We start from the raw sequence: 22780 nt of genomic DNA, 5'->3' as shown, positions 1-22780 counted from the left end.
CGACCGGTAGGTGCCCCTGCGAGAGCAGGGGCACACTGCTGCTACCTTCCGAGCCATGAACGACGGCGTGTATGTGGGCAATGCGGGCAAAGACGCGGCACTCGACCGGGGGTGGCTCCTGGGGCACTTCAAGGACGCCTCCGATCCCCGGCACAGCGAGGACGTGGAGATCAAGTGGGGCGTCCACCCGCAGGGCGACGAGCGGGCCCAATGGGTGACCGGCGAAGAGCGGACCGCCCTGCTGGTCCTCATCAGCGGACGCTTCCGGGTGGAACTCCCCGGACGCGACGTCGTCCTGACCGAGCAGGGTGACTACGTCGTATGGGGACGCGGAGTCGACCACTCCTGGTACGCGGAGGAGGAGTCCGTGGTGCTGACGGTCCGCTGGCCCTCGGTCCCGGGCTACAAGGTCGAGGGGAACGACCAGGCCGACGCGAACGAAACCGTCGCCGGGCACGGCCATTCGCTCAGCACTGCCACCTCGTAGGCTCGCCGAACGGCCCGGACGTGCACATGCCCGGCCCCGGGCGGATGTTCCTCAAGAGGCGCCTCAACGGCCCGCTGTGGCGGCGATGTGTCTGGACGTCATCGCCGCGGCCGCGGTTGCCCCCGGGCAGGCGGAGCGCGCCGCCCTCCCGCTCGGCCTGGCCTCACTGGGCAGCCCAGGGCTACGCGCTCGGGTGTGACACGGGCATCGCCCACCCCCTCGGCCACCGAGCCAGGCCACGAGCCCCTCAGGATCACGCTCCGCCGTCCCCGTCCCACCGCCGTCCCAGCGGTGTTCCGTTCTCGCAGGTCACACGGGTGTGACCATCCCGGTGTCCCAATCCACCGGCGTGCTGGGCCAGTTGAGGACGACCGCTGCCAGCATGATCCGGCGCCGGGAACTCCCGGCAACTCATACGAGGGGGAACACCGGATGGGACGAAGGACGCTTCTGCGGGGTCTGACCCTCGCCGTGGCAGCGGCCCTGCCCCTGTGCGGGCCGACGGTGGTACAGGCGGCACAGTCCGCGGCCACCGCGGTCGCCGTCTGCGGGCACACGAGCGCACAGCCCACCCTGCAACGGGGATCGACGGGGGACCCGGCCCTGGAGGCGCAGTGCGAGCTCAACCTGGCGACGAAGCCGAGCCGGTACACGCCGATCGCGGCCGACGGCTCGTTCGGGCCGGCGACGGAGACGCGGGTCAAGGACTTCCAGCGGTGCGCCGGGCTGGCGGTGGACGGTGTCCTCGGCCCGCAGACGTGGGCGGCGCTGAACACCTGGGCCGCACAACCGCACACCTGTGGCGTGCAGGGCACGTCGAGTGCGGCGGAGTCCGCGGTGTGCGGGCACACCGACACGCGCCCCACCCTGAAGAAGGGCTCCAACGGCGTCGAGGTCAAGGAGCTGCAGTGCCGGCTGAACCTGGCCATGGAGCCCTTCCACTATCCGCCGCTGACGATCGACGGTGACTTCGGGGGCGGCACCGAGTCCCGGGTCATCGAACTCCAGCACTGCGCGAATCTCAGCGCCGACGGCGTCGTGGGCCCCAACACCTGGGCCAGGCTGGTGGACTGGTCCGGCCGCAACACGTACTGCGCGCCGCCGCGTCCGGCCGGCTACTCGATCGACGGTCTGGACACGGCCAAGTACCAGCACCCCGGCGGCGCGCCGATCGACTGGAAGGCCGTACGGGCCTCGGGCGTCGAGTTCGCGACGGTCAAGGCGACGCGGGGCACGAACGTCACCGACGAGTACCTCGCCACCGACCTGCCGGCGGCCAGGGCGGCGGGGCTGGCCGTGGCGCCGTACCACTTCTACACGGGCTCCTCCCCCGACACGGGTGCCGCGCAGGCCGACCGCTTCATCGCCGCCGTGCGGGCGACCGGCTACACCGGGCAGCGGGCGGGCGACCTGCCGCCGATCTTCGACCTGGAACGCATGGACGACGGCAGCGGACGCTGCCCGACCTACGGCACGGTCGGTGACGTCAAGGCCTGGCTGGACCGGGTGGAGGCGGCCTTCGGCCGCACTCCGATCATCTACACGCAGAAGTCCTTCCTGGACGACTGCCTGGGCTCGACCACCGCGTTCGCCCGCTATCCGCTGCAACTCGCGGACTACCGCCAGTCGATCACCCAGCCGCCGCTGCCCAACGGCTCGACGGCCTGGGCGATGTGGCAGTACACCGACGCCGCCGTCTTCCCGGGCATCAAGGCACCGGCGACCGCGGACGTGTTCAACGGCACCCAGGCCGATCTGGACCGGCTCGCCAACCGCTGACCCGGCCCGACCACAGGAGAACCCGCATGACCACCCGGTTCACCCGCGCGCTTCCCGTCGCACTGCTCCTCTGCCTCGGCTTCACCGCCCCGGCGACCGGCTCCGCCTCGGCCGCCCCGGCCACCGCGGCGACCACCTGCTACGGCGGGGCGGTCACCGTGCGCTACGGGGACGCCGTCGAGTTCGGCCCCTACTGGACCACGAGCCGCTGCACCGACATCAACATGCGTGTCATCGGCGGCACCGCCGACTACGTCAACGCCTGCGTGAAGTTCGCGAAGTACGGCACCTGCAACCACTGGACCAGGGTGGGACGCGGCTGGACGACCATCGCCACCGACGTCCTGAACGACAGCAAGTTCACGGTGCCCGCCGGCGTGCCCCTGGAGGGCGACGACGCCGTCATGCAGATCGCCTTCTGACCCTCCTCCCCCGACGGAGACCGACATGACCCGTACAAGAGCGTTCGCCTCGGCCCTGCTCACCGCGGCCGCACTGCTGGGAGCGGGCGTCGCACCCGCCTCGGCGCACACCTCGGCCGCCGCCACCAGCTGCTACGGCGGCGCCAAGACCCTGACGTACCACTACCAGGCCGCCGCCAAGGAGTACGGCACCTACACCACGTCCTCGCGGTGCAACGACATCAACCTCAGGCTCATCACGGACGAACCCGGCGTGTTCCTGGACGCCTGTGTGGTCTTCGTCGACCACACCACCAAGTGCAACAACGACGACGCGTACACCACGCACGGCACCGAGTGGGGCACCGTCGCCACCGACGTCAAGGACGGCACCCACTTCGTCCTGCGCATCCACGCCTACGACACCGACGCCCAGAACGTCACCTTCCAGATCGCCTACTGACCTTCCCCGCACCGCCGTTCACCGAAAGGACGACCATGACCTCCTTCTCCCGACCCATCGACCGCCGTGCCATGCTGCGTGGCACCCTGGCCGTAGGCGCCGGTGCCGCGTTCGGCCAGCTGCTGTTCTCCGGCACCGCGCAGGCCTACGGGTGGTCGCGCACCCTGAATCAGGGCGACAGCGGCGCCGACGTCACCGAGTTGCAGATCCGTGTCGCGGGCTGGGCCGCGGACAGCGCCAGTCACAGCCGGGTCGGCATCGACGGGGACTTCGGCCCCGGCACGGCGGCGGCCGTACGCCGGTTCCAGGCGGCGTACGGTCTCTCCGTCGACGGCAGCGCCGGCCCCAACACCCAGGCCAAGCTCAACTCCCTGGAGCAGTCCGACGGTTCCACGCTCCACTTCAACTGGAGCGAGTTCGTGAACCAGACGGACGGCACCTTCAACGGCGGCAAGCTGAGCGCCTCGCAGGTCAAGGAGAACGTGCGCCGCTGCATGTACAAGCTGGAGGCGCTGCGCAAGAAGCTGGGCGACAAGCCGATCACCGTCAACTCCGGCTTCCGCAGCATCGCGCACAACGCCGAGATCGGCGGCGCCAGCGACAGCATGCACCTGTACGGCACGGCGGCCGACCTCGACGTGTCCGGCGTGTCCAACAAGACCGTCTACCAGAAGGCGGAGACCTGCGGGTTCTCCGGACTGGAGACGTACAACACCGACCACCAGCACGTCGACAGCAGGGCCGACCTGGGCCGTGACTGGTGGTGGGAGAACGGCACGGTCTGACGCCGGCCCGGCGACGGTCCGGTGTCCTCGGGTACCGCGGGTGAGTATCCGAGGCACCGGGCCTCAGCTCTTCGGCGTGTTCTTCAACGCCGCCTGGCAGGACGGCCAGTCGTGGAAGTCGTGCCGAACGGCCCACAGCCGGTGGGCCGCCCTGATGTTCCAGTCCGGGTCGAACGCCCTCAGCGGTGTGCCGTCGAGGTCGCGCAGGCGGGTGTCGGAGATCTGGAACACCCCCCAGTTGCGGCTGCCGTTGGTGTTGGGCAGCACGTACAGCGGGTCGAGGAAGGACGCGCAGCGGGCGATGGCCACGGCGGTGTCCGGGTCTTCGACGAACACCTCACGGATCCGCTGCGCCACCCTGGCCGTCGACCAGGTCGCCATGCTCACCTTGCGCGCGTACAGCGCCTTCTTGGTGTCCTCGTCGACCACGCCCCTGGCCGTCACCCCCGCCAGCACCTGGAACGCGGTCACTCTGCGCAGGGTCTCCGGACCGAAGTCCCCGTCGACGGCGAGTCTGCCCTCGGCGCGCACCAGCAGGCGCTGCACCTCACGCACGCACTCGTCGTGCTCCCCCATGCTGACCGTCCCGCACGCCGAGGAGTCCAGCACCTTGTCGCCCGCGGCCCGGGAGTCACCGGCGGTACGGCCTGAAGGCAGCCATACGAAGCCGGCCACCAGCATCACCGCGAGCACGGCGGCCAGGACCGCCCAGCGGGAGGAGAGCTTGTCGGGCAGCCGGTACTTGCGCGGCGCCCCGTCCTGGCCGACGGTGACCTGCGGCGGGGTGACGTCCTCCTCCGGCACGGGAGCCGTCTGCGCCGCCTCGGCGGGTGAGGCGGGTGCGTAGCCTGCGCCGGACAGCGGTTCCCGGCTCTCCTCGGTGGTCGACACGGCCGCTGCTGCCGGTGCGTCCCGCTCGCTGTCCGCCAAGGCCCACAGCCGGTGCAGTTCGCGCAGTTCCTCCGCACTGGCGCCGCACACCCTGGCGAAGGCGTGCACCACCCGGTAGTCCGCCGGGACGCCGAGGCCTGAGCAGTACCGGTGCAGACTGGAGCCGCTGACGCCCGCCTCCTTGCCGAGGCGGTCGTAACCCCGGCCACTGCGGTCCTTCAGCATGCGAAGGTGAGCGGCGAATTTCTCTATGTGCGGAGAGGCAGCCACAGAACCACCCTTGATCAGGCCTCTACTGACGGGTAGAAGCTACACCGCAGGGGAGAGGTCGCACGCATGTTCACACAGGAAACGGGACAGCCAATTCGTTTGTGAACGGGGCCGGTTGAAACCCGCTGATGGTTCACCCCTCGAACCCCCGGAGGGGGTCGTTCGGCACTGTCCGGGCCCGCGGAACCCGCATAGCGTGGGAGCAATAGTGAAACGTTTCAAAGGGGGCTCCGAGCCATGCCGACGACGACATCCTTCCCGAACCTCGACGACCTGCTCGCCGACATGGGCGCGGCCGGCAGCCGGATCAGCGACATCGGCGCGAGCGAGGCGGCCGCCGGCAACCTCTCGGTGTACGTCGGCCGGGACCTCGAACTGGGCGACCACTTCCCCCGCAGCGAGGAGATCGTGCTCCCCCTGCCCGCTCCGGCGCTGGCGGGCCGGACCGTTCTGGTGACCGGCTCCGGCCGTCGGCTGCGCCAGCTCGCCGCGGACCCGCTGGCCGGCATCGGCGCCGTACGCATCCTCCGGGACGGGCGGACGGCCACCCTGCACACCTCGCCGCGTCGCCGGTTCGCCCGCCTGACCAGCGAGTTCAACTCCCATCTGGGGGTCCACCAGGACCAGGTGGCGCGGCGCGGCCTGGCCTTCCACGCGGCGGTCCATGCCCAGCCCCCGCACCTGACCTACCTCAGTCACGTCCCCGCCTACCGCGGTACGGCGGCCCTCAACTCCCGCATTCTGCGCTGGGAGCCGGAAGCGGTCGTCAGCCTGCCGGAGGGGGTCGTCGTGCTCGACTTCATGGTCCCCGGCTCGGCGGAGCTTATGGCGGCCAACGTCGAGGGGCTGCGGAACGCGCAGGTCGTGCTGTGGAGCAAGCACGGGGTGATGGCCCGCTCGGACGTGTCGGTCACCCACGCCGTCGACCGGATCGAGTACGCCGAGACCGGCGCGCGCTACGAGTACATGGACATGGTCGCCGGGCGGCGGGCCGAGGGCCTGACCTCGGACGAGATCAAGCGCGTCGCCACCACCTTCGACATCGCCTCGCCCTGGGCGTGAGCCCGCGCGGCCGGCGCGTCGCAGAGGTCCGTGGCGAGGACCTTCGGCCCTTGTCGGCCTTCGGCGCACTGGCTTCACTGAGCCCGCGGGCCTGTCCATGGGCTTGTGAGCAGGGCCCGGCGGTCCTTGCCCGGGGCGGTGGCGAGCTGGGCCCGAGGGCACTGGGAAACGTGAGCGTCGTAGGGCGGAGGCTGGCGGAATGATCGCGGCGGTGGGGCACACCGATCTGACCGGGGACACGCTGGACCTGGTGGAGCACGAGCTGCGGGCGGCCCTGGCCCGCCTGCCCGGTGACACACCGGGGCTGGTGCGGGCGGGGGCCGGTGTGCCGGTGGCGTTCGGCCGGGCCGCGCGGGCGGCGGGACGTGACCTGATCGTCCTGACTCCCACCCAGGGGCTCGTGCCGGCGCTGCTGCCCGAACGGGATCGGATGGCGACGGGCGAGTTGCTGCTCCTCGCCCGTCAGGTACGGCTGCTGCCCTACGACCCGGCGGACCGGGACGCGTGTGTCGCGGCCGACGAGCGGATGATCGCGGAGTGCCGGCACCTGTTCGCCGTCTGGGACGGCTCGCCCTCCAACGGCCGTGACGCCACGGCCCACCTGGTGGCGTACGCCCGCGCCCACGGCATCGAGGTCGAGGTCGTCTGGCCCGACAAGGCGGCCCGTGGGACGACTCCCGGCGTGCCGGCGAGTCCCGCCGGTCGCCGCCCGCACGCGATCGCCCACACCGTCGCGGGCCCGGCGCCCCTCATGACCACCGGCAAGGCGGAACACCTTCGATGAGCGGCACGACCACCGCCACCCCCGCACGACGGGCACCGGAAGGGGCGCGGCGGATCGCCCCGCGGGGCGCGAGCAGTGCCTCGCGTGCCTTCGCCTGGCTGCTGATCGTCTCCGGCGCGCTCGGCGCCCTCGCCTCTTTCGTGATCACGGTCGACAAGATCCGGCTCCTGCAGGACCCGCTGTTCTCCCCCTCGTGCAATCTCAGCCCGGTCCTGTCGTGCGGCAGCGTCATGAAGAGCGCCCAGGCGTCGGTGTTCGGCTTCCCCAACCCGGTGCTCGGGCTGCTCGCCTACCCGGTGGTCGTCACCGTCGGCGTCGCGCTGCTCTCCGGTGCCTGTTTCCCCCGCTGGTTCTGGCTCGGGCTCAACGCCGGCACACTGCTCGGCGCGGCGTTCTGCATGTGGCTGATGACGCAGGCGCTGTACGAGATCGGTGCGCTGTGTCTGTGGTGCTGCCTGGCCTGGGCGGCCACCATCGCGATGTTCTGGTACACGACGGCGCACAACCTGCGGCACGGCATCCTCAACGCTCCGCGCGCGGTGGTCGCGGGGGTGCTGGAGTTCCACTGGGTGGTACCGCTCACCTGGTGTCTGAGCATCGTGATGCTGATCGCCACCCGCTGGTGGGACTACTGGCAGACCCTCCTCTGACCCCGTCCGACCGCCCACCTCGTCGTCCGACCCTCCATGGAAGTTCCCATGCGCACCGACTCCGTCCCCTCCCCCGGACCCGCCGCACCGCTGCGGGTGTTCATCCTCGACGACCACGAGGTGGTGCGCCGGGGGGTGCGTGACCTGCTGGAGGCCGAACCGGACATCACCGTGGCCGGGGAGGCGGCGACCGCACAGGAGGCGCTCGCCCGGGTGCCCGCCGTCCGCCCGCAGGTGGCCGTGCTGGACGTACGGCTGGGCGACGACGGCAGCGGCGACCGTGCGGGGGTCGAGGTGTGCCGCGAACTACGGGCCGGATTGCCGGAGTTGGCCTGTCTGATGCTGACGTCGTTCGACGACGACGAGGCCCTGTTCGACGCGATCATGGCGGGCGCGGCCGGGTATGTGCTCAAGCGGATCGACGGCTCCGACCTGGTGGAAGCCGTGCGCAAGGTGGCGGGCGGGCAGTCCCTGCTGGACCCGAGGGCGACCGCACGGGTGATGGCGAGGCTGCGGGCCCCGCTGCCCGCGCCCGAGCCGGCCGTGTCGCCCGAGCTGGAGCGGCTGTCACCGCGGGAGCTGGAGATCCTGGACCTGATCGGCGAGGGACTGACGAACCGTCAGATCGCCGAGCGGCTGTTCCTCGCCGAGAAGACCATCAAGAACCGGGTCTCGTCCATCCTGGCCAAACTGGGCGTGGACCGCCGGGTCCAGGCGGCACTGCTGGCCGGCCGGCTGCGCGAGCGGCAAGGGCCTCTCCGGTAGCCGGCGGCCGTTTCAGTCGGCGGGCAGCTGTATCCGCCACGATATTCGGGTGCCGCCGTCGGCGGTGGGCTCGACGGTCAGCGTCCCGCCGTACCGCTCGGCGTGCGAGCGCAGGCCGGGCCCCTTGTCCCCGTGCGGGGCCGTGCCGTCGTCCGTCACCGTGAGGGTCAGGCGGTCCCCGGTCATCGGCACGGCCAGGAACACGTCCGCCCGGGTGGCGCCGGTGTGCCGGGCGATGCCGTCGAGCGCCTCGCCGGTCACGGCGAGCACCTGCTCGGCCACCTCGACTGGAACCGTGGAGTCCACCGGCCCCTCGATCCGCAGTGCCGGGCCGAACCCGAGGGACCGGGCGGCGAGCCGGACGGTCTCGGGCATACGACGGCGCAGTCCCGCTCCGCCCCGGTCGTCACCGGCGGACCGCAGTTCGAAGATGGCCGTACGGATGATCTCGACGGTGGTGTCCAGGTCCCGCACCGCCCGTCCGACGCGTTCGACGGCGTCCGCGCCGCCCAGATTGCGAGTGGTGCTCCGCAGGGTCATGCCGGTGGCGAAGAGCCGCTGGACGGCGAGGTCGTGCAGGTCGCGGGCGATCCGGTCGCGTTCGCGCAGGACGGCCAGTTCCCCGGACTCCGCGCGGCGCCGGGCGAGTTCGAGGGCGAGGGCTGCCTGGTCGGCGAAACGGGAGACGAGAAGCACCTCGGTGTCGTCGAAGGCCGCTCGCCCGCTGTGCCGGCTCAGCCGCAGCGCACCGCAGGACGCGGCGTCGAGCGGCAGCGGGACCGCGACGACGGGCCCGTACGGGGCCGTGCCGTCCCCGGCGCCGAACGGGCGCACCCGGGGGTCGCTCCCGGCGTCCGTGGTGGCCACGGCGCTGCCGGTGCGCGCCGCCTGCCCGGCGAGGGAGCCGTGGGCCGGGAAGGACAGACCCGTCAGGTGCTCGGCGTCGGGCCCGTGCGCGGTCTCGACGATGAGCCGGTCGCCGTGGGGGCCGGACGGGAGCAGGACGACGGCCTGGTCGGCGTCGGCCAGCTCGCTCGCCCGCCGGGCGATCAGGCCCAGCACCGCGCGCGTCTCGGTGCCGGCGAGCAGACTGCGGCCGATCTCGCCGAGCGCCTCCAGCCACTGCTCCCGGCGGCGGCTGTCGTGGTATCTGCGGGCGTTGTCGATGGCCACGCCGGCGGCCTTGGCCAGCGTGGTCAACAGGGCCTCGTCGTCGGCGTCGAAGTCCGCGCCGTCCCGCTTCTCGGTCAGGTACAGGTTGCCGAACACCTCGTCGCGGACGCGGATGGGCACCCCGAGGAAGCCGCGCATCGGCGGATGGTGCTCGGGGAGACGGAGGCTGCCGGGGTGCCGTGTCCGGTCGGTGAGGCGCAACGGAACCGGGTGGCGAATCAGTTCACCGAGGATGCCGCGCCCGCGAGGGGGCCGGCCGATCAGGGCCGCCGCGTCGTCGGGGATGCCCACCGTCAGGAACTGCGACAGCCGCTGTCCCTCGCCGATCACACCGAGGGCGCCGTACTCGGCGTCGGTGAGCTCGACGGCGGCCTCCACGATGCCGCGCAGCACCTGGGACAGCTCCAGCCCGCGACCGAGGTTCATGACCGCGTTCAGGAGGCCGTGCATCCGTTCCGGTGCGTCGAGCCGTGGGCGTGACGGGAGCGCCGCCCGCGCTGGTGATTCGGACATACCCGCCGTTCCTGGGCCGGTCTGGTGCTCAGCAGCGTACGACACGCGAGGTCCTGACCGGGGGTCCGTCGGCCCGTCGGCGCGAAGAGGGGCCGTTGGGCCCCCACGGTGGGCCGACGCGGGGGACTTTGGACCCTATCGGGACCGGGTGCCCCTCGGCCGATCATGTGGCGGCGGCCCGGAAGGCCCGGTCACATCCCTCACCCGTGGCCCTTCCCGGCTCGTCGTACGACATGAGCAGATCGGGAGGACGCCGTCCGGTGGACGAGGCACAGATACAGCAGGTGGTACCCGCGCGCCCGGAGGCCGTGGTCGCCGTGGCGGGACAGCCGGTCGGGCGGGAGGAGAGCCGGCCGGCCTGGACGGACTGGCTGACGACCACCGACCACAAGAAGATCGGGACGCTGTACCTCGTCACCGCCTTTGTGTTCTTCCTGGTGGGCGGCGTGATGGCGTTGCTGATGCGGGCCGAGCTCGCCCGGCCCGGGATGCAGATCATGTCGCAGGAGCAGTTCAACCAGGCGTTCACCATGCACGGTTCGATCATGCTGCTGATGTTCGCCATGCCCCTGTTCACCGGCTTCGCCAACTGGATCATGCCGCTGCAGATCGGCGCCCCGGACGTCGCCTTCCCCCGCCTGAACATGCTGGCCTACTGGCTCTTCCTGTTCGGCTCCTCGATCGCCGCGTTCGGCTTCCTCACCCCGGGCGGTGCCGCCGACTTCGGCTGGTTCCTGTACGCCCCGCTGTCCGACGCGGTCCACTCGCCGGGGCTCGGCGCCGACCTGTGGATCATGGGCGTGGCGCTGTCCGGTTTCGGGTCGATCCTGGGCGCGGTCAACTTCATCACCACCATCGTCTGCATGCGCGCGCCGGGCATGACGATGTTCCGTATGCCGATCTTCGTGTGGAACGTGCTGCTGACCGCGGTGCTGATCCTCATCGTGTTCCCGGTGCTGGCGGCCGCGCTGTTCGCGCTGGAGGCGGACCGCAAGTTCGGCGCGCACGTCTTCGACGCGGCCAACGGCGGGGCCCTGCTGTGGCAGCACCTCTTCTGGTTCTTCGGCCATCCAGAGGTGTACATCCTGGCGCTGCCGTTCTTCGGGATCGTCTCCGAGGTCATCCCGGTCTTCTCCCGCAAGCCGATGTTCGGCTACATGGGCCTGATCGGCGCGACCATCGCGATCGCGGGTCTGTCCGTGACGGTGTGGGCGCACCACATGTACGTCACCGGCGGTGTGCTGCTGCCGTTCTTCTCCTTCATGACGTTCCTCATCGCGGTCCCGACCGGTGTGAAGTTCTTCAACTGGATCGGCACGATGTGGAAGGGGTCGCTGAGTTTCGAGACCCCGATGCTGTGGACCACCGGCTTCCTCATCACCTTCACCTTCGGCGGACTGACCGGCGTCATCCTGGCCTCGCCGCCGATGGACTTCCACCTCTCCGACTCCTACTTCGTGGTCGCGCACTTCCACTACACGGTGTTCGGCACGGTGGTGTACGCGATGTTCGCCGGCTTCCACTTCTGGTGGCCGAAGATGACCGGCAAGATGCTCGACGAACGCCTCGGCAAGATCACCTTCTGGACCCTGACCATCGGCTTCCACACCACGTTCCTGGTGCAGCACTGGCTGGGCGCCGAGGGCATGCCGCGCCGGTACGCCGACTACCTGGCGGCCGACGGCTTCACCGCCCTGAACACGGTCTCCACGATCGGCTCGTTCCTGCTCGGCATGTCGATCCTGCCCTTCATCTACAACGTGTGGAAGACCGCCAAGTACGGCAAGCCGGTCGGCGTCGACGACCCGTGGGGCTACGGCCGTTCGCTGGAGTGGGCCACCTCCTGCCCGCCCCCGCGCCACAACTTCGCCTCGCTGCCCCGGATCCGGTCCGAGTCACCGGCGTTCGACCTTCACCACCCGGAGATCGCCGCTCTCGAGGCCGAGGCGGTGAGGTGACATGGCACAGGCCGTCCTGGCGGTCGGCACCGCCTTGGTGACCGCGTCCGGCTGTGTCTGGTACGTCCCCGCCCTCGTCGACCTGCGCGCGGGAGCCGACCGCCCGGACTCCCGCCGCTTCGCCGCGGCCGCCTGCCTGAGCGGCTGGGGCACGGCCGGCCTCGTCGCCGTCCTGCTCCTCGTGGCGCAGACATGGTGGCCGGTCGCCGGGACGGCCGCGGCGGGCGCGGTCGCCACGGTCGGCCTCCGCATCCGTTCGCTCGTCCGGCGCCGGGACGAGCGGCGGGAAGTGGCCCGCCATTGGGCGGCGTTGACCCCGAACCCGCCCCGGCACGGCAGGGGCGACGACAGCGCCCGCTACGTCTTCGCCGCCCTTCTGGGCTCCGCCCTGGCCGTCGCCGCGGTCGCCGCCGCCGTCGCGGTGAGCCCGGGCACGGGCGGCGGAGTGGACTGGCTGGTGGCCGCGGCGCCGGTCGCGGTCGCGGGCCTGATCCTCGTCCTCGCGGCCACGCACGCGCGGACGGCCCGGCGCTCGGGCCTCCCGGCTACCAGCGCAGCGGAAGAGCGGCGAGCCGGTCGTCGAGCAGACCGGAGATGATCCGGTGGTCGTGGACCGAGGGGTGCCAGTCGCAGCCCAGGTGGTCCAGGTCCGCGCCGTCGTAGTACCAGTGGCGGACCCGGTCGTCGCCCTGCTCGTTGCGGGTTCGCACGATCCGTCGGGTCGTCTCGGCGAACACCGTGGTGTCCGCGAGTCGGGTGGCGCTGACCAGGAGGAACGTCCTGGGACCGTACAGGGCCCGCAGTTTGTCGAGGAAGCCGTGGTAGGCGGTCTCGTAGTCGGCGACGAGTTCGGCAGCCGCGCTCCAGCGCTCGCCCGGGTTGAGCGGGGTGGAGAAGTCGTTGATGCCCAGCCCGATCACGACGACCTGCGGCCGCCATCCGGGCGGCCTGTGCCACACGTCGCCCTCGGCGTTCAGCAGGGCACGGTCGTAGTAGGTGCGGAAGTCGGTGCCCGGGCTGCTGCCGTTGTAGTTGCGGACCATGCCCCGGCCGGAGAAGGCGTTGAGCTGGTAGTCGGCGTCGAGGCCGTGGGCGGTGAGGGCGCCGAAGGACTGGTCCGCGTCGCTGTTGCGGTTGACTCCGCCGTTGGCCGAACAGTCGCGCGTACCGGAGAGGTTGCCGTAGCCGGCGGTGTACGAGTCGCCGATGAACTCGATCTGCCGTCTCCGGCGAGGGGGGCCGGGGAGGACCGCGCCTCCGGGGGCGGCGACGAAGCCGCCGAACCGGCCCGCGGCCCACGGGCTTTCGGTCCGTTTGACGATCCGCACGCTGTGCACGGCGTCGTCGAGGCCCCGGATCCAGTGGGTGGTCCTGCCGGGGGTCACGAGGGTGGCCGCGGTCCTTCCGTCGATCGACACGTCGTAGTCGTTGTCGGCGTCGTCGAGGACGATGCCGACGCCGGTGCCGCGGAACCTTCCCTCGAAGTAGACGCCGGGCCACGAGTACCGGACGGAACCGTCGGGTGCCTGCTCGACCCGGCCCGCGGTGTGGAACCGGGCCGGGGCGGTGGCCGCCCGCGCGGGAGGCGCCACCGCGGCGGCCAGGCCCGCGGCGACGCCGGTCATCAGGGTCCGGCGGGATAAGCAGGGTGTCGAAAGCGTCCGCATGAGGTCATCCTCTGTCGATCGGTGACAACGGTCCGGGCGGGTGACGCCAATGATGGGAGCGCTCCCACCCTCAGTGTCACCTCACGGTGACCGGCCCACCGGCCCCGGTCAACCCCGTGCGAGCGGGTGTCGGCCCGATCGGGACCCTCGGGGAAGACGGAAAGGGCCGCATGGCCCTCGCGAGGACGGTGGGCGGATGGTTGGGTTGAGGAGACGGGGAGGGCCCCGTACAGGGACGCGGAGGAGCAGCGGGGGGCTGCGCACCGCGTGATCAGGGACCACGAGAAGTGGTCGGGGCCCTCCCCGTCGACGGTCTGTGTCCGGGCCACGAAAGGTGGGGCGGCGCACGACCTCCCCAGGACCGCGCCGCCCCACTGGTTACACGGCGCCCGTCTACCCCGGCTCACCGCGATCAATCCCCCGGCCGGGCACGATTGTCGGCCCGGTTTCAAGTGGTCCGCCCGCCGCGGGAGTTCAGCTCCGGGTCTCGTACGGACCGGGAAGCGGGAAGTACGCCTTCAGGAACCAGGACAGCAGGGCCTGCTGGTCCGGCAGGTCCTGTGCCTGCGAGACCGTGTCGTTCAGACAGAACACGTGGCGGTCCCGACGCGCGAGCAGGCTGCCCAGGCGGGCCGCGAGCGCCGGGTGGGAGAGGTCGAGGTAGGCGTAGCGAAGGCGGGCGGGGACGGCGCGGGCGGTGTGGAAGGCGTAGTAGTGGTGCAGGGAGGAGACGATCGACACGTCGTCGAGGCTGCGCACCCGGTGACCCGCGGTGGCGTGATGCTGGAGCGGGAACCTCTCCTCGATCTCGTACAGGACGCTGCGCCGCAGCGCGTGCGGTGTGTGCTTCATCTTCTGGCTGATCGTGGTGCCGAACGTGGCCTCGATCAGGGCCCTGTTGTTCTTGCCCGCGGCGGCGACGGGCGTGTCCTCCGCGCAGGGCGGGCCCTGGGGGATGAGGGCGGTCGAGGGGAAGAACTTGGTGAGGCCGTTGGCGAGGAAGAAGTCCTGGGGTGTGGTGGGCCGGCCGAGGAGGACGTCGTCGTTGAAGTACAGGAAGTGCTCGGACAGGCCGTCGATGTGGTGCAGTTGGCTTTCGATGGCGTGTGAGTTGTACGTGGGCAGCAGGCTCGGGTCGTCGAAGATGTCCTTGTGGCTGACGACGCGCAGACCGGGCACGCTCACGTCCAGCCAGGACGGGGTCTGCTCGTCGGTGACGAGGTGGACCGTGCGCACCCAGGGTGCGTAGAGGTGCAGGGAGCGCAGTGAGTAGCGCAGTTCGTCCCGGTTGAGGTAGCGGGCCGCGTTCGCCGCCTCCTCGTGATAGCCCTGCCCGGTGCAGGCCTCGCGGCGGCGCAGCCACTCCGGGTCGTCGCCGTCGACCCACGTGTACACGACGTCCACGGGGAAGCGGATGTCGTCGGGCGCGGGACGCGCGAACTCCCTGCGCGTGCGCACCCGCGGCAACGGGGGGTCGGCGGGGGCGAGCCAGGTGAAGAGGGAGTCGGAGGCGTGCACCGGGGTGTCCGTGCGGGGCACCTGGTCGGCCGTGCGGTTGGGGCGCGGGGCGAGCAACGTGTCGCCTTCGCCGGGCCAGAACTCCACGTCGCAGCCGTACTTGGGGCCCAGCGTGAGTCGGCCGTCCGGATCACCGTGGTACCACGTCACGCGGATGACGTCGGCGAGAGCCAGTCGTCGCCAGGCGGCACGGTGGAAGCCCGGCCGGGTCGCCCTGCGCTCGTGCCAGCGTGTGTCGAGGGAGCAGACGTAGCCCGGCCGGGCACGGCACGCCGCCGCCAGGGCGCGCAGGACGGGCCGCCGGTCTTCGGCGGCGACCGCGACGGCCGCCGCGGTGTGGCTGCGGCCGCGGACGCAGAAGTAGTCGATACCCGCGTCGTCGAGAGCGCGGCGCACCGCCGCCGCGTTGGCGTTGCGCGCCGCCAGCGGTGAGACGTCCGGCTCCGTGATCACCGCCTTGGGGACGTCCCGCACCAGACGCACGGCGCGGTCCGGGCCCCGGTACAGGCCCGGTCGCAGGCACCGCAGCCCGAACGCGCGCATCCTGCCGAGCAGGTGCCGCAGGGACGGCACCACCGCGATGTACTGCTTCATCCGGGCGCGGGCCGCGGTGGAGGTACGGGCCACGACGGCGCGTCTGACCCGTGCGGGAACGAGGCGGCGATAGGCGCGCAGCAGCGCGGAGCCCTCGAGACTGCGGCGGACCGCGGGTCCTGCCGACGTCGCCCTGGACGGCGTACGCCTGTGGGGAGTTGCCGTACCCATGATGTCGTGCTCCCCCCGTGCGTCACGTGGCTTCCCTGATCAATATCCCGCCGTGGGGAGCGTCGGCGCGGGGGTCCGCGGTCCTCGATCGAGGGCCGGACGGGCAGACAACCGGGGGACGTTCGGATGCTCACGCGACTTCGTGCGGGAACGCGGAGCATGCTGGTGGGTACACGAACGGTCCGGGAGGTGGGCGCATGCGGTGGTGGGCCGGAGCATGGGCGGTGGCCGCGGTGCTGACGCTGGCCGCGTGCGGCTCGTCGGACGGCGGCGGGTCGGCGACGGGCAGTCCCTCGGGCCGTCCGTCGGGCCGCCCCTCCTCGGAGCCCTCGTCCGGCACCCCGGCGCGGCCCTCCCGGCCGCCCTCGTCCTCCGCGCCGTCCGGATCGGCCGCCTCGCCCTCCCCCACGGCCACCGGCTGTGTCGCGGGGCTGGCGCGGGTCACCGTCGAACCGGGCGACCCGGTTCGGCGACGGTTGTGCGTGCGGCCGGGAACCGTGATCTCCCTGGTGCTGCGGCCCCGGGTGGACGACAAACGGTGGACGGACGTGCGCAGTTCCGCGCCGGTGTTCGTCGTGGTGACCGGCTGGCGCCTGGACACCGACGGCACCGCGCACGCCACCTTGCGGTGCGCCGGGACCCGGGGCGGCACCGCCAGGGTCACCGCGCCGGCGAAGGCACCGGACGTGGCGGGCGCGGCGCGCGTCGCGTTCACGCTGGACGTGACCGTGACCCCGTACCCGCGAGAGGGCTGAGCCCGGCCGCTCCCAGGGCCGGCCTTCGCCCGGTCGGCCCTGACGCACCGGTGCCCCGGTCACTCATCCGACGAGGTCGTTCGATTCCCACAGGGTGCGGTCCTCGGCGAGTTCCGCCGCGCCCTTGTCGGCCAGGGCGTTGACGGCGGCGTTGAACCGCGCCATGGAGGTGGGGTGGTCCGGGCCCAGGACGTACTCCTTGAGCGTGCGGCGGTGCGGGGCCATCGGGTCGTGCCGGGGCTCGCGCACCGAGCGCAGGATGTCCGGGAGACGACTGCACGCGTGATCCAGCAGATAGGCGCCGCCCGCCGTGGTGTAGGCGGCCCGGAACTCCTCGTCGGGCAGGTCGTGGGCGTTGGTCAGGACGTACGGCTTGAGGCCCGCGACGAAGTCGGCGACCACGGAGGACACGTCACTGATGAGCACGTCGGCCTGGTTGAAGCACTCGTACAGGGTGGGCAGTTGCTCCAGGACGACGTGGTGCGCGACCGGGCCGCGGCTCTCCCAGAAGAGTTGGTGCCACTCGGCGTGCAGGGCGTGCCACTCGGCCGCGTCGTCGTGCTGCGGCGGGCGTGCCTCACGGGTCTGCTGGGCATCGTCGCCGGCCTGCCGTCCGGCCAGTTCGTCGAGCCGCGCCCGGATCCACGTCAGCCGCGAGCGGGCCGCGGCGGAGGCCGACCGCGCCGGTACGGCCTCCCGGCGCTCGTTGTCCGCCTCCAGCAGTTCGCGGATCGCCCGGTCCGCGGCGGCCGCTTCGGCCGACCGCCTGCCGGTGAGCGGATGCGGCTTGTAGAGGATCCGGACGTCGTCGGCGAGGAGCTTGTCGATCAGGGGGACGCCCATCGGGATCAGGGAGGTGTGGCAGTCGTCGTCGCTCCAGCCCTCCCAGGTCGGGGCGTACATGACGACCGGCCGCGGGCCCGGAGTGTGGTCGGCGTGCAGCCGGATCGGCGCCAGCTGCGGGCGGCCCACCTCGACGATGGCCTCCTCGCTGATGGCGTGCCGGACGCGCCGGTAGCGGTCGCGGCCGGCCCGGCCCGCCACCCAGATCTCGTCGTAGACCTTGCTGACCCGGTTGCTGCTGGCCAGCTTGTCGCTGTCGCCGTGGCCGATGAAGACGTGTTTGGCCTCGGCCACGCGCAGCATGTGCACGTTCTTGCCGGCGTTGCCGGGATAGAGGACGACCCGGATGCCGGACAGGTCGAGTTCGGCGAGATCGTCGGCCTTGGGCACGCAGAGTACCGGGAGCTTGGTCCGGCTGAGATGACGGAACGAGGCCCGCTCACGAAGGATGATCAGCGGGCGCCGGTCGAGCTGCTCCAGCGTCTCGATCCACATGTTGACCTGGTACATGAAGTCCCGGGACACCGCGGCGAAGCTGAAGTACAGGGCCACCTCGGGCCGGTGGGCGGCGAGTTGACGGTTGACCTCGGCGAAGATCTCTTCCCTCGGGGGCATACGGCGCACCCGGACGTACTGCCCCAGCAGTGCGGCCACCGCCCCCGCGGTGACGCCGACGGTCAGGGCGAAGCCGATGTACGCCGGTACCCGGCTGCCGGTGGCGAGCGCGGCCAGGAGTCCCACATGGGCGGCCAGGTCCAGATGGAGGAGCTTGCGCAGGAAGCGCCGGAACAGCACGGCGGGCGGCTGCTTCGGGATGGGCAGCGCGCTCATGTCGAGGTTGCGCACCACCAGAGGCAGGACGCGCCGTCTGCGGATCGCGTGATGCAGCGCGGTGAACAGCATCACCAGCGCGAAATGAGCGCTGAAGACGGCGAGTGCGGCGACCAGCAGGGAGTCGGGCGCGTTCATCCGGTCGGCCAGGGCGAGCAGCATCACCGTCCGGACGGCGAAGCGCAGCGTGCGGTCGAGCTGCAGCGTGGCCAGCCGGCGGACGAAGCCGGGGGCGCGGACGTGCAGCGCCTCGTCCGCGACATAACTGACGGTCGACGCGACGGCGAAACCGCCCAGCGACGGCAGCAGCGCGCAGACGGGCAGGGCCGCGAAACCGGCGGCCAGAAAGAGGACGAGGAGCAGGTCAGTGGTCCCGCGCACGCGCAGGACACCACACAACCGACGGGCCATCATGGACATGTTCCCCCCACGGAACTGACTACTGGCGGTAGCACCGCGCATGCCAGTTCGACTTGGACAGAGGGCGCATGGTTGTGCACCTTGAGAGCGGAAGTTGTTCACCTTCGATTCACACCGGCGTTCACTCGGCTTCCGCGCGGGCCTCGGACGTGGATTCGAATCGGCGTGCACTTCCCCTTCGGAGGGGCATACGGGGAAGGGCACCCGGGACAGGGGGCGGCGGCAGCGCGAGCGACGAGAAGGTGAGGACATGGCGGAGCCGGTGAACAGGGGGACCGCACGGCGACGGACCGTGCCGTCGCCGTCCGCCGAGCTGACCACGGCGCTTGAGGCCATCGGGGCCGGGGCGTACGTCGTGGACGACGAAGGACGCATCATCGCCGCCAACGTCCTCGCCGAGCAGCTGCTGGCCTGGCCGGCCGAGGACCTGCTCGGCCACGACGCACACGAGCTGCTGCACCGCGGACCGCAGGGCCAGACCCTGCCGAGGACACAGTGCCGCATGCGCCAGGCGTTCCACGACAGGCGCCCGGCCCAGGCCGACATCGACTACTTCGCCCGCGCGGACGGCAGACTGCTGCCCATCTCCTGGATGATCACGCCGTACGAGGTCGGCGCCGACGGGGGCCGCACGCTCATCGTCTTCCACGCCGCCGAGGACCCGCTGGAGACGGTCCCGCAACCGGAGCCGGCGGCCGAGCCGATGCCGGAGCTGGAACGCCTGGCCCTGCTGGCCGAGACCACCACGCGGCTCACCTCCACGCTGGACACCGACGAGACGCTGCGCCGACTGGTGGAACTGGTCGTGCCCCGGCTGGCGGACTGGGCGGTCGTCGACCTGATCAGCGAGGGCGACGAGGTGTGGCGCACCGTCGTGGTCCACGCCGAGGACGACGGCACCCTGCTCCACCGGGAGGACCTGCAGGGCCCGATGCCGCCGGTCCCGCAGGAATCCGCGATGCCGCTCTCCCGTGCCCTGCGCGGGGTCGCCTCGACCCTGGCGGACCAGCACACCTACCAGCAGCCGCCGGATGCCGGCATAGCGGTCGAGCAGCGCCGCCTGTTCGACGCCACCGGCATGCACTCCGCGGCCATCGCCCCCATCCGCAGCACACGCGACGTGCTGGGCGCCCTGACGGTGGGCCGCTCCGAGAACCCGGTGGCCTTCACCTCGGCCGAGCTCCCCCTGATCGAGGACATCGCCCGCCGTGCCGGTCTCGCGCTGGACAACGCCCGCCTCTACCAGCGTCAGCGCAAGGTCGCCGAGACCATGCAGAACCATCTGCTGCCCCAGATGCCGGGCGTGCCGGACCTGCAGATGACGGTCCGCTATCTGCCCGCGCCGCACGCCTCGCAGGTGGGCGGCGACTGGTACGACGCCTTCCGCCTGTCCGACGGCTCCACCGCCCTGGCCATCGGCGATGTCGTCGGCCACGACCTGGAGGCCGCGGCCGGCATGGCCCAGGTGCGCAACATGCTCCGCGCCTACGCCTGGTCCCAGCAGGAACCGCCCAGCCGGATCGTCGAACGGCTCGACGAGGCGATCCAGCACATCACCGACGTCTCCATGGCCACCGTGCTCTTCGGCCGACTCGAAGCGGCGGAGGACGGCCACTGGCGGCTGTCCTGGACCAACGCGGGCCATCCTCCGCCGTTGCTGATCAGCCGCGACGGCCTGACCCACTACCTCACCGAGGGCCACGGCCTGCTCCTGGGCACCGGTGCCAGAACCACGCGCCCCGACGCCACGGTCACCCTCCCGCCCGGCTCCACCCTGGTGCTCTACACCGACGGACTGGTCGAGGCACGCGGTCACACCCTGGACGTGGGCCTGAACCGGCTGCGCCAACACGCCGCCGCCCTCGCGCACCGTCCCCTCGGCTCGTTCACCGACCAGTTGCTGCGCCGCGTCAGGCTGGCCGAAAACGACGACGACGTCGCCCTTCTGGCCCTGCGTACCCCCGGCCACGCGACGGACTGGCACGCCTCCGGCCGCGGGCGGTGAGGCGCCGCCGTTCGGGTACTCGCGCCGCGCGATGTTCTTCGACCGGAGGTGACCGCATGACCGACCGTGACGACGGACAGTCCGCCCGGGAACGTGAGGACCGGGGCGAGGAGACGATGCCGGCGGACGGCGCCGGAGCCATGGAGGACGAGCCCTCCGTGCAGGAGGCCATCGAGGACGACACGAGCGCCGCCGCGTTCGCGGTGCACGACGCCGAGGACCGGGGCCCGCTCGCGCCCGAGTTCCGGGAGCCGCCGGAAGACTCCGAGTGAGCGAGCGCATGGCGAACGAGGGCGGTGCGACGGTCGCCGAACGGCTGCGGCGGACGGCCGCCGAGGTGTTCGGCTGGAGTGAGCTGCGGCAGGGACAGCCGACCGCGATGGAGGCCGTGGTACAGGGGCGTGACGCGCTGGCGGTCATGCCGACCGGCGCCGGGAAGTCGGCCGTGTACCAGGTGGCCGGGCTGCTGCTCCCCGGTCCCACGGTCGTGGTCTCGCCGCTCATCGCCCTCCAGCGGGACCAGATCACCGGCCTGCTCGGCCGCCGGCGGGCGCCCGGCGCCGTCGCCGTCAACTCGGCGCAGGCCGCCGGCGAGACGGCGGCCGCCTGGGACGCGGTACGCCACGGGGACGCCGAATTCCTGTTCCTCTCCCCCGAGCAGCTGGCCAAGGACGAGGTCGTCGAACGGCTGGCCGCGGCCGCGCCGTCCTTGTTCGTCGTGGACGAGGCCCAGTGCGTGGCCGCCTGGGGGCACGACTTCCGCCCCGACTATCTGCGCCTGGCCCAGGCGATCCAGCGGGTGGGCAGGCCCACGGTCCTCGCCCTGACGGCCACCGCCGCGCCACCCGTACGCGAGGAGATCGTGCGACGGCTGGACATGGACGATCCCGCGCTGGTCGTCGCCGGCTTCGACCGGCCGAACATCGCCCTGGAGGTGCGCCGCTTCCAGGAGGACGCGGACAAGCGGCGGGCGGTCGTGGAGCGCGCCGCGGCGGAGCCCAAACCGGGCATCGTCTACACCGCCACCCGCCGCGACGCCGAGGAGTACGCGGCCGACCTCGCCGACCTGGGCCTGTCCGCCGACGCCTACCACGCCGGTCTGGCGTCCGGTGAGCGGTCCCGGGTGCACGACGCCTTCCTGGCCGGTGAGACCGACGTGGTGGTCGCCACCTCCGCCTTCGGCATGGGCATCGACAAGGAGGACGTGCGGTTCGTGCTCCACGCGTCCGTGCCGGGTTCGCTCGACGCCTACTACCAGGAGATCGGCCGCGCGGGCAGGGACGGGCGGCCCGCGGTCGCCGTCCTGCACTACCGGCCCCAGGACAGCGCCCTGCAGCACCTCTTCGCCCAGCGGGCACCCGACGAGGAGACGCTCGGCTCGGTGGCGGAAGAGATCCACGAACACGGCGGGTGGCTGCCCTTGGACGACATCGGCCGGGAGGCGGGCCTCTCGCGCCGGCGAGCGACGGCCGCGGTGAACCTCCTCGAACAGGCGGGTGTCGTCCGTACCGACGAGCGGGGGCGGGTGCGCGCGGTCGACGGCACAACGCCCGAGGACGCCGGCGCACGCGCCGCGGAGGCAGCCCGCTCCCGCGGCAGACTGGAGCAGTCCAGGCTGGAGATGGTGCTGGGATACGCCGAGGCGACGGGCTGCCGCCGGCGCTTCCTGCTCGGTTACTTCGGTGAGCCGTACGAGGCGCCGTGCGACAACTGCGACGTGTGCGTGCCCGCCTCCGCGCAGGACACGGTCGTCGACGGGGTCCGCGAGACCGAGGACACCCGTCAGGCCCATCCGGCGGCCCCGTCCTATCCGGCGGGCGCCTTGGTGCGGCACCGGGAATGGGGCGACGGCACGGTGATGAGCGAGGAGGGCGACCGCATCACCGTCCTGTTCGACTCCATGGGCTACCGGACGCTGTCCCTGGCCGCGATCGCCGACCAGGAACTGCTCACGACGCGCGAGGGTGAGAAGAGCTGAACGGGCCCGGTCCTGCG

Annotated in this window: 21 protein-coding genes; 15 read left to right on the top strand and 6 right to left on the bottom strand. The window is 71.8% G+C overall.

Translation table 11 applies throughout. The features are described from left to right. The first annotated feature begins 55 nt into the window (after window positions 1-55). The 5 genes from FBY22_RS14975 to FBY22_RS14955 all read left to right on the top strand — a co-directional run bounded on the left by FBY22_RS14975 (window position 56) and on the right by FBY22_RS14955 (window position 3915). Entirely contained in the window at window positions 56-487 is a 432-nt protein-coding gene (locus tag FBY22_RS14975) for a signal peptidase I (protein WP_142145857.1), read from the top strand. A gap of 432 nt (window positions 488-919) precedes the next feature. Continuing rightward, entirely contained in the window at window positions 920-2266 is a 1347-nt protein-coding gene (locus FBY22_RS14970) for a GH25 family lysozyme (RefSeq protein ID WP_142145856.1), read from the top strand. Window positions 2267-2292: 26 nt separating this feature from the next. Then, window positions 2293-2688 carry a hypothetical protein gene (locus FBY22_RS14965; RefSeq protein ID WP_142145855.1) on the top strand — a complete coding sequence of 132 codons (396 nt, stop codon included), beginning with the start codon at window positions 2293-2295 and terminating at the stop codon, window positions 2686-2688. Window positions 2689-2713: 25 nt separating this feature from the next. Beyond that, window positions 2714-3130 (top strand): hypothetical protein, encoded by a 417-nt coding sequence (locus FBY22_RS14960; RefSeq protein WP_142145854.1) that lies wholly within the window; start codon window positions 2714-2716, stop codon window positions 3128-3130. Between the two features lie 35 nt (window positions 3131-3165). Next, window positions 3166-3915, top strand: coding sequence for a D-Ala-D-Ala carboxypeptidase family metallohydrolase (locus FBY22_RS14955; protein ID WP_174267150.1), 750 nt, complete (start codon window positions 3166-3168; stop codon window positions 3913-3915). A 63-nt stretch (window positions 3916-3978) separates the two neighbouring features. Here the strand turns inward: FBY22_RS14955 and FBY22_RS14950 are convergent, their stop codons facing one another. After that, complete coding sequence (locus FBY22_RS14950) at window positions 3979-5076, bottom strand: helix-turn-helix domain-containing protein (RefSeq protein ID WP_260844846.1); 1098 nt, start codon at window positions 5074-5076, stop codon at window positions 3979-3981. 237 nt (window positions 5077-5313) lie between these two features. Here FBY22_RS14950 and FBY22_RS14945 point away from each other — a divergent pair, with 237 nt between their 5' ends. From FBY22_RS14945 to FBY22_RS14930, 4 genes are all read left to right on the top strand, one after another. Further along, window positions 5314-6138 carry a class II aldolase/adducin family protein gene (locus FBY22_RS14945; protein WP_142145852.1) on the top strand — a complete coding sequence of 275 codons (825 nt, stop codon included), beginning with the start codon at window positions 5314-5316 and terminating at the stop codon, window positions 6136-6138. Between the two features lie 199 nt (window positions 6139-6337). Continuing rightward, the gene (locus tag FBY22_RS14940; RefSeq protein ID WP_399211135.1) at window positions 6338-6922 is read left to right on the top strand and encodes a hypothetical protein; all 585 of its coding nucleotides are present in this window, start codon (window positions 6338-6340) and stop codon (window positions 6920-6922) included. Further along, window positions 6919-7572 carry a vitamin K epoxide reductase family protein gene (locus tag FBY22_RS14935; protein WP_142145851.1) on the top strand — a complete coding sequence of 218 codons (654 nt, stop codon included), beginning with the start codon at window positions 6919-6921 and terminating at the stop codon, window positions 7570-7572. The genes FBY22_RS14940 and FBY22_RS14935 overlap by 4 nt, the downstream gene beginning before the upstream one ends. 48 nt (window positions 7573-7620) lie before the next feature. Next, on the top strand, window positions 7621-8337 hold the full coding sequence (locus FBY22_RS14930; RefSeq protein WP_142145850.1) for a response regulator transcription factor: 717 nt from the start codon (window positions 7621-7623) through the stop codon (window positions 8335-8337). A 12-nt stretch (window positions 8338-8349) separates the two neighbouring features. Here the strand turns inward: FBY22_RS14930 and FBY22_RS14925 are convergent, their stop codons facing one another. After that, on the bottom strand, window positions 8350-9960 hold the full coding sequence (locus FBY22_RS14925) for a GAF domain-containing sensor histidine kinase (RefSeq protein ID WP_142147654.1): 1611 nt from the start codon (window positions 9958-9960) through the stop codon (window positions 8350-8352). Between the two features lie 371 nt (window positions 9961-10331). Between FBY22_RS14925 and ctaD the strand changes: the two genes are divergently transcribed. Beyond that, on the top strand, window positions 10332-11981 hold the full coding sequence (gene ctaD / locus FBY22_RS14920; protein WP_399211463.1) for a cytochrome c oxidase subunit I: 1650 nt from the start codon (window positions 10332-10334) through the stop codon (window positions 11979-11981). A gap of 1 nt (window position 11982) precedes the next feature. Further along, on the top strand, window positions 11983-12579 hold the full coding sequence (locus FBY22_RS44415) for a hypothetical protein (RefSeq protein WP_186363012.1): 597 nt from the start codon (window positions 11983-11985) through the stop codon (window positions 12577-12579). On the opposite strand, the gene FBY22_RS14910 is transcribed toward FBY22_RS44415, so the two are convergent. The 3 genes from FBY22_RS14910 to FBY22_RS44155 all read right to left on the bottom strand — a co-directional run bounded on the left by FBY22_RS14910 (window position 12527) and on the right by FBY22_RS44155 (window position 16376). Next, on the bottom strand, window positions 12527-13648 hold the full coding sequence (locus FBY22_RS14910) for an SGNH/GDSL hydrolase family protein (RefSeq protein WP_260844845.1): 1122 nt from the start codon (window positions 13646-13648) through the stop codon (window positions 12527-12529). The genes FBY22_RS44415 and FBY22_RS14910 overlap by 53 nt on opposite strands. A 474-nt stretch (window positions 13649-14122) precedes the next feature. Beyond that, entirely contained in the window at window positions 14123-15931 is a 1809-nt protein-coding gene (locus FBY22_RS14905; protein ID WP_142145848.1) for a stealth family protein, read from the bottom strand. A 130-nt stretch (window positions 15932-16061) separates the two neighbouring features. Further along, window positions 16062-16376 carry a hypothetical protein gene (locus tag FBY22_RS44155; RefSeq protein ID WP_174267051.1) on the bottom strand — a complete coding sequence of 105 codons (315 nt, stop codon included), beginning with the start codon at window positions 16374-16376 and terminating at the stop codon, window positions 16062-16064. A gap of 52 nt (window positions 16377-16428) precedes the next feature. On the opposite strand from FBY22_RS44155, the gene FBY22_RS14900 reads away from it, so the two are divergent. Continuing rightward, window positions 16429-16686, top strand: coding sequence for an acetyl-CoA synthetase (locus tag FBY22_RS14900; RefSeq protein ID WP_260844844.1), 258 nt, complete (start codon window positions 16429-16431; stop codon window positions 16684-16686). 63 nt (window positions 16687-16749) lie between these two features. Here FBY22_RS14900 and FBY22_RS14895 read toward each other — a convergent pair whose 3' ends face one another. Further along, a complete protein-coding gene (locus FBY22_RS14895; RefSeq protein WP_260844843.1) occupies window positions 16750-18741 on the bottom strand; it encodes a hypothetical protein in 1992 nt (663 codons plus the stop codon). A gap of 289 nt (window positions 18742-19030) precedes the next feature. Here FBY22_RS14895 and FBY22_RS14890 point away from each other — a divergent pair, with 289 nt between their 5' ends. The 3 genes from FBY22_RS14890 to FBY22_RS14880 are packed head-to-tail and all read left to right on the top strand — an operon-like array spanning window position 19031 to window position 22763. Continuing rightward, the gene (locus tag FBY22_RS14890) at window positions 19031-20785 is read left to right on the top strand and encodes a SpoIIE family protein phosphatase (protein WP_142145846.1); all 1755 of its coding nucleotides are present in this window, start codon (window positions 19031-19033) and stop codon (window positions 20783-20785) included. Between the two features lie 56 nt (window positions 20786-20841). Continuing rightward, the gene (locus FBY22_RS14885) at window positions 20842-21057 is read left to right on the top strand and encodes a hypothetical protein (RefSeq protein WP_142145845.1); all 216 of its coding nucleotides are present in this window, start codon (window positions 20842-20844) and stop codon (window positions 21055-21057) included. 8 nt (window positions 21058-21065) lie between these two features. After that, window positions 21066-22763 carry a RecQ family ATP-dependent DNA helicase gene (locus FBY22_RS14880; protein WP_142145844.1) on the top strand — a complete coding sequence of 566 codons (1698 nt, stop codon included), beginning with the start codon at window positions 21066-21068 and terminating at the stop codon, window positions 22761-22763. The last annotated feature ends 17 nt before the right edge of the window (window positions 22764-22780 follow it).

Origin of the sequence: Streptomyces sp. SLBN-31, from assembly GCF_006715395.1 — a bacterium.
Taxonomy (GTDB): domain Bacteria; phylum Actinomycetota; class Actinomycetes; order Streptomycetales; family Streptomycetaceae; genus Streptomyces.
The sequence above is the reverse complement of the archived record's forward strand: the minus strand, read 5'-3'. Positions and strand labels throughout refer to the sequence as shown.

Bases quoted from the DNA above. Each gene is read 5' to 3' on its own strand.
- FBY22_RS14890 (WP_142145846.1), top strand. From the start codon at position 19,031: ATGGCGGAGCCGGTGAACAGGGGGACCGCACGGCGACGGACCGTGCCG.
- FBY22_RS14975 (WP_142145857.1), top strand. From the start codon at position 56: ATGAACGACGGCGTGTATGTGGGCAATGCGGGCAAAGACGCGGCACTC.
- FBY22_RS44415 (WP_186363012.1), top strand. From the start codon at position 11,983: ATGGCACAGGCCGTCCTGGCGGTCGGCACCGCCTTGGTGACCGCGTCC.
- FBY22_RS14945 (WP_142145852.1), top strand. From the start codon at position 5,314: ATGCCGACGACGACATCCTTCCCGAACCTCGACGACCTGCTCGCCGAC.
- FBY22_RS14925 (WP_142147654.1), bottom strand. From the start codon at position 9,960: ATGCACGGCCTCCTGAACGCGGTCATGAACCTCGGTCGCGGGCTGGAG.
- FBY22_RS14960 (WP_142145854.1), top strand. From the start codon at position 2,714: ATGACCCGTACAAGAGCGTTCGCCTCGGCCCTGCTCACCGCGGCCGCA.
- FBY22_RS14930 (WP_142145850.1), top strand. From the start codon at position 7,621: ATGCGCACCGACTCCGTCCCCTCCCCCGGACCCGCCGCACCGCTGCGG.
- FBY22_RS14905 (WP_142145848.1), bottom strand. From the start codon at position 15,931: ATGGGTACGGCAACTCCCCACAGGCGTACGCCGTCCAGGGCGACGTCG.
- FBY22_RS14970 (WP_142145856.1), top strand. From the start codon at position 920: ATGGGACGAAGGACGCTTCTGCGGGGTCTGACCCTCGCCGTGGCAGCG.
- FBY22_RS14955 (WP_174267150.1), top strand. From the start codon at position 3,166: ATGACCTCCTTCTCCCGACCCATCGACCGCCGTGCCATGCTGCGTGGC.
- FBY22_RS14965 (WP_142145855.1), top strand. From the start codon at position 2,293: ATGACCACCCGGTTCACCCGCGCGCTTCCCGTCGCACTGCTCCTCTGC.
- FBY22_RS14940 (WP_399211135.1), top strand. From the start codon at position 6,338: ATGATCGCGGCGGTGGGGCACACCGATCTGACCGGGGACACGCTGGAC.
- FBY22_RS14885 (WP_142145845.1), top strand. From the start codon at position 20,842: ATGACCGACCGTGACGACGGACAGTCCGCCCGGGAACGTGAGGACCGG.
- FBY22_RS14880 (WP_142145844.1), top strand. From the start codon at position 21,066: ATGGCGAACGAGGGCGGTGCGACGGTCGCCGAACGGCTGCGGCGGACG.
- FBY22_RS14935 (WP_142145851.1), top strand. From the start codon at position 6,919: ATGAGCGGCACGACCACCGCCACCCCCGCACGACGGGCACCGGAAGGG.
- FBY22_RS14910 (WP_260844845.1), bottom strand. From the start codon at position 13,648: ATGCGGACGCTTTCGACACCCTGCTTATCCCGCCGGACCCTGATGACC.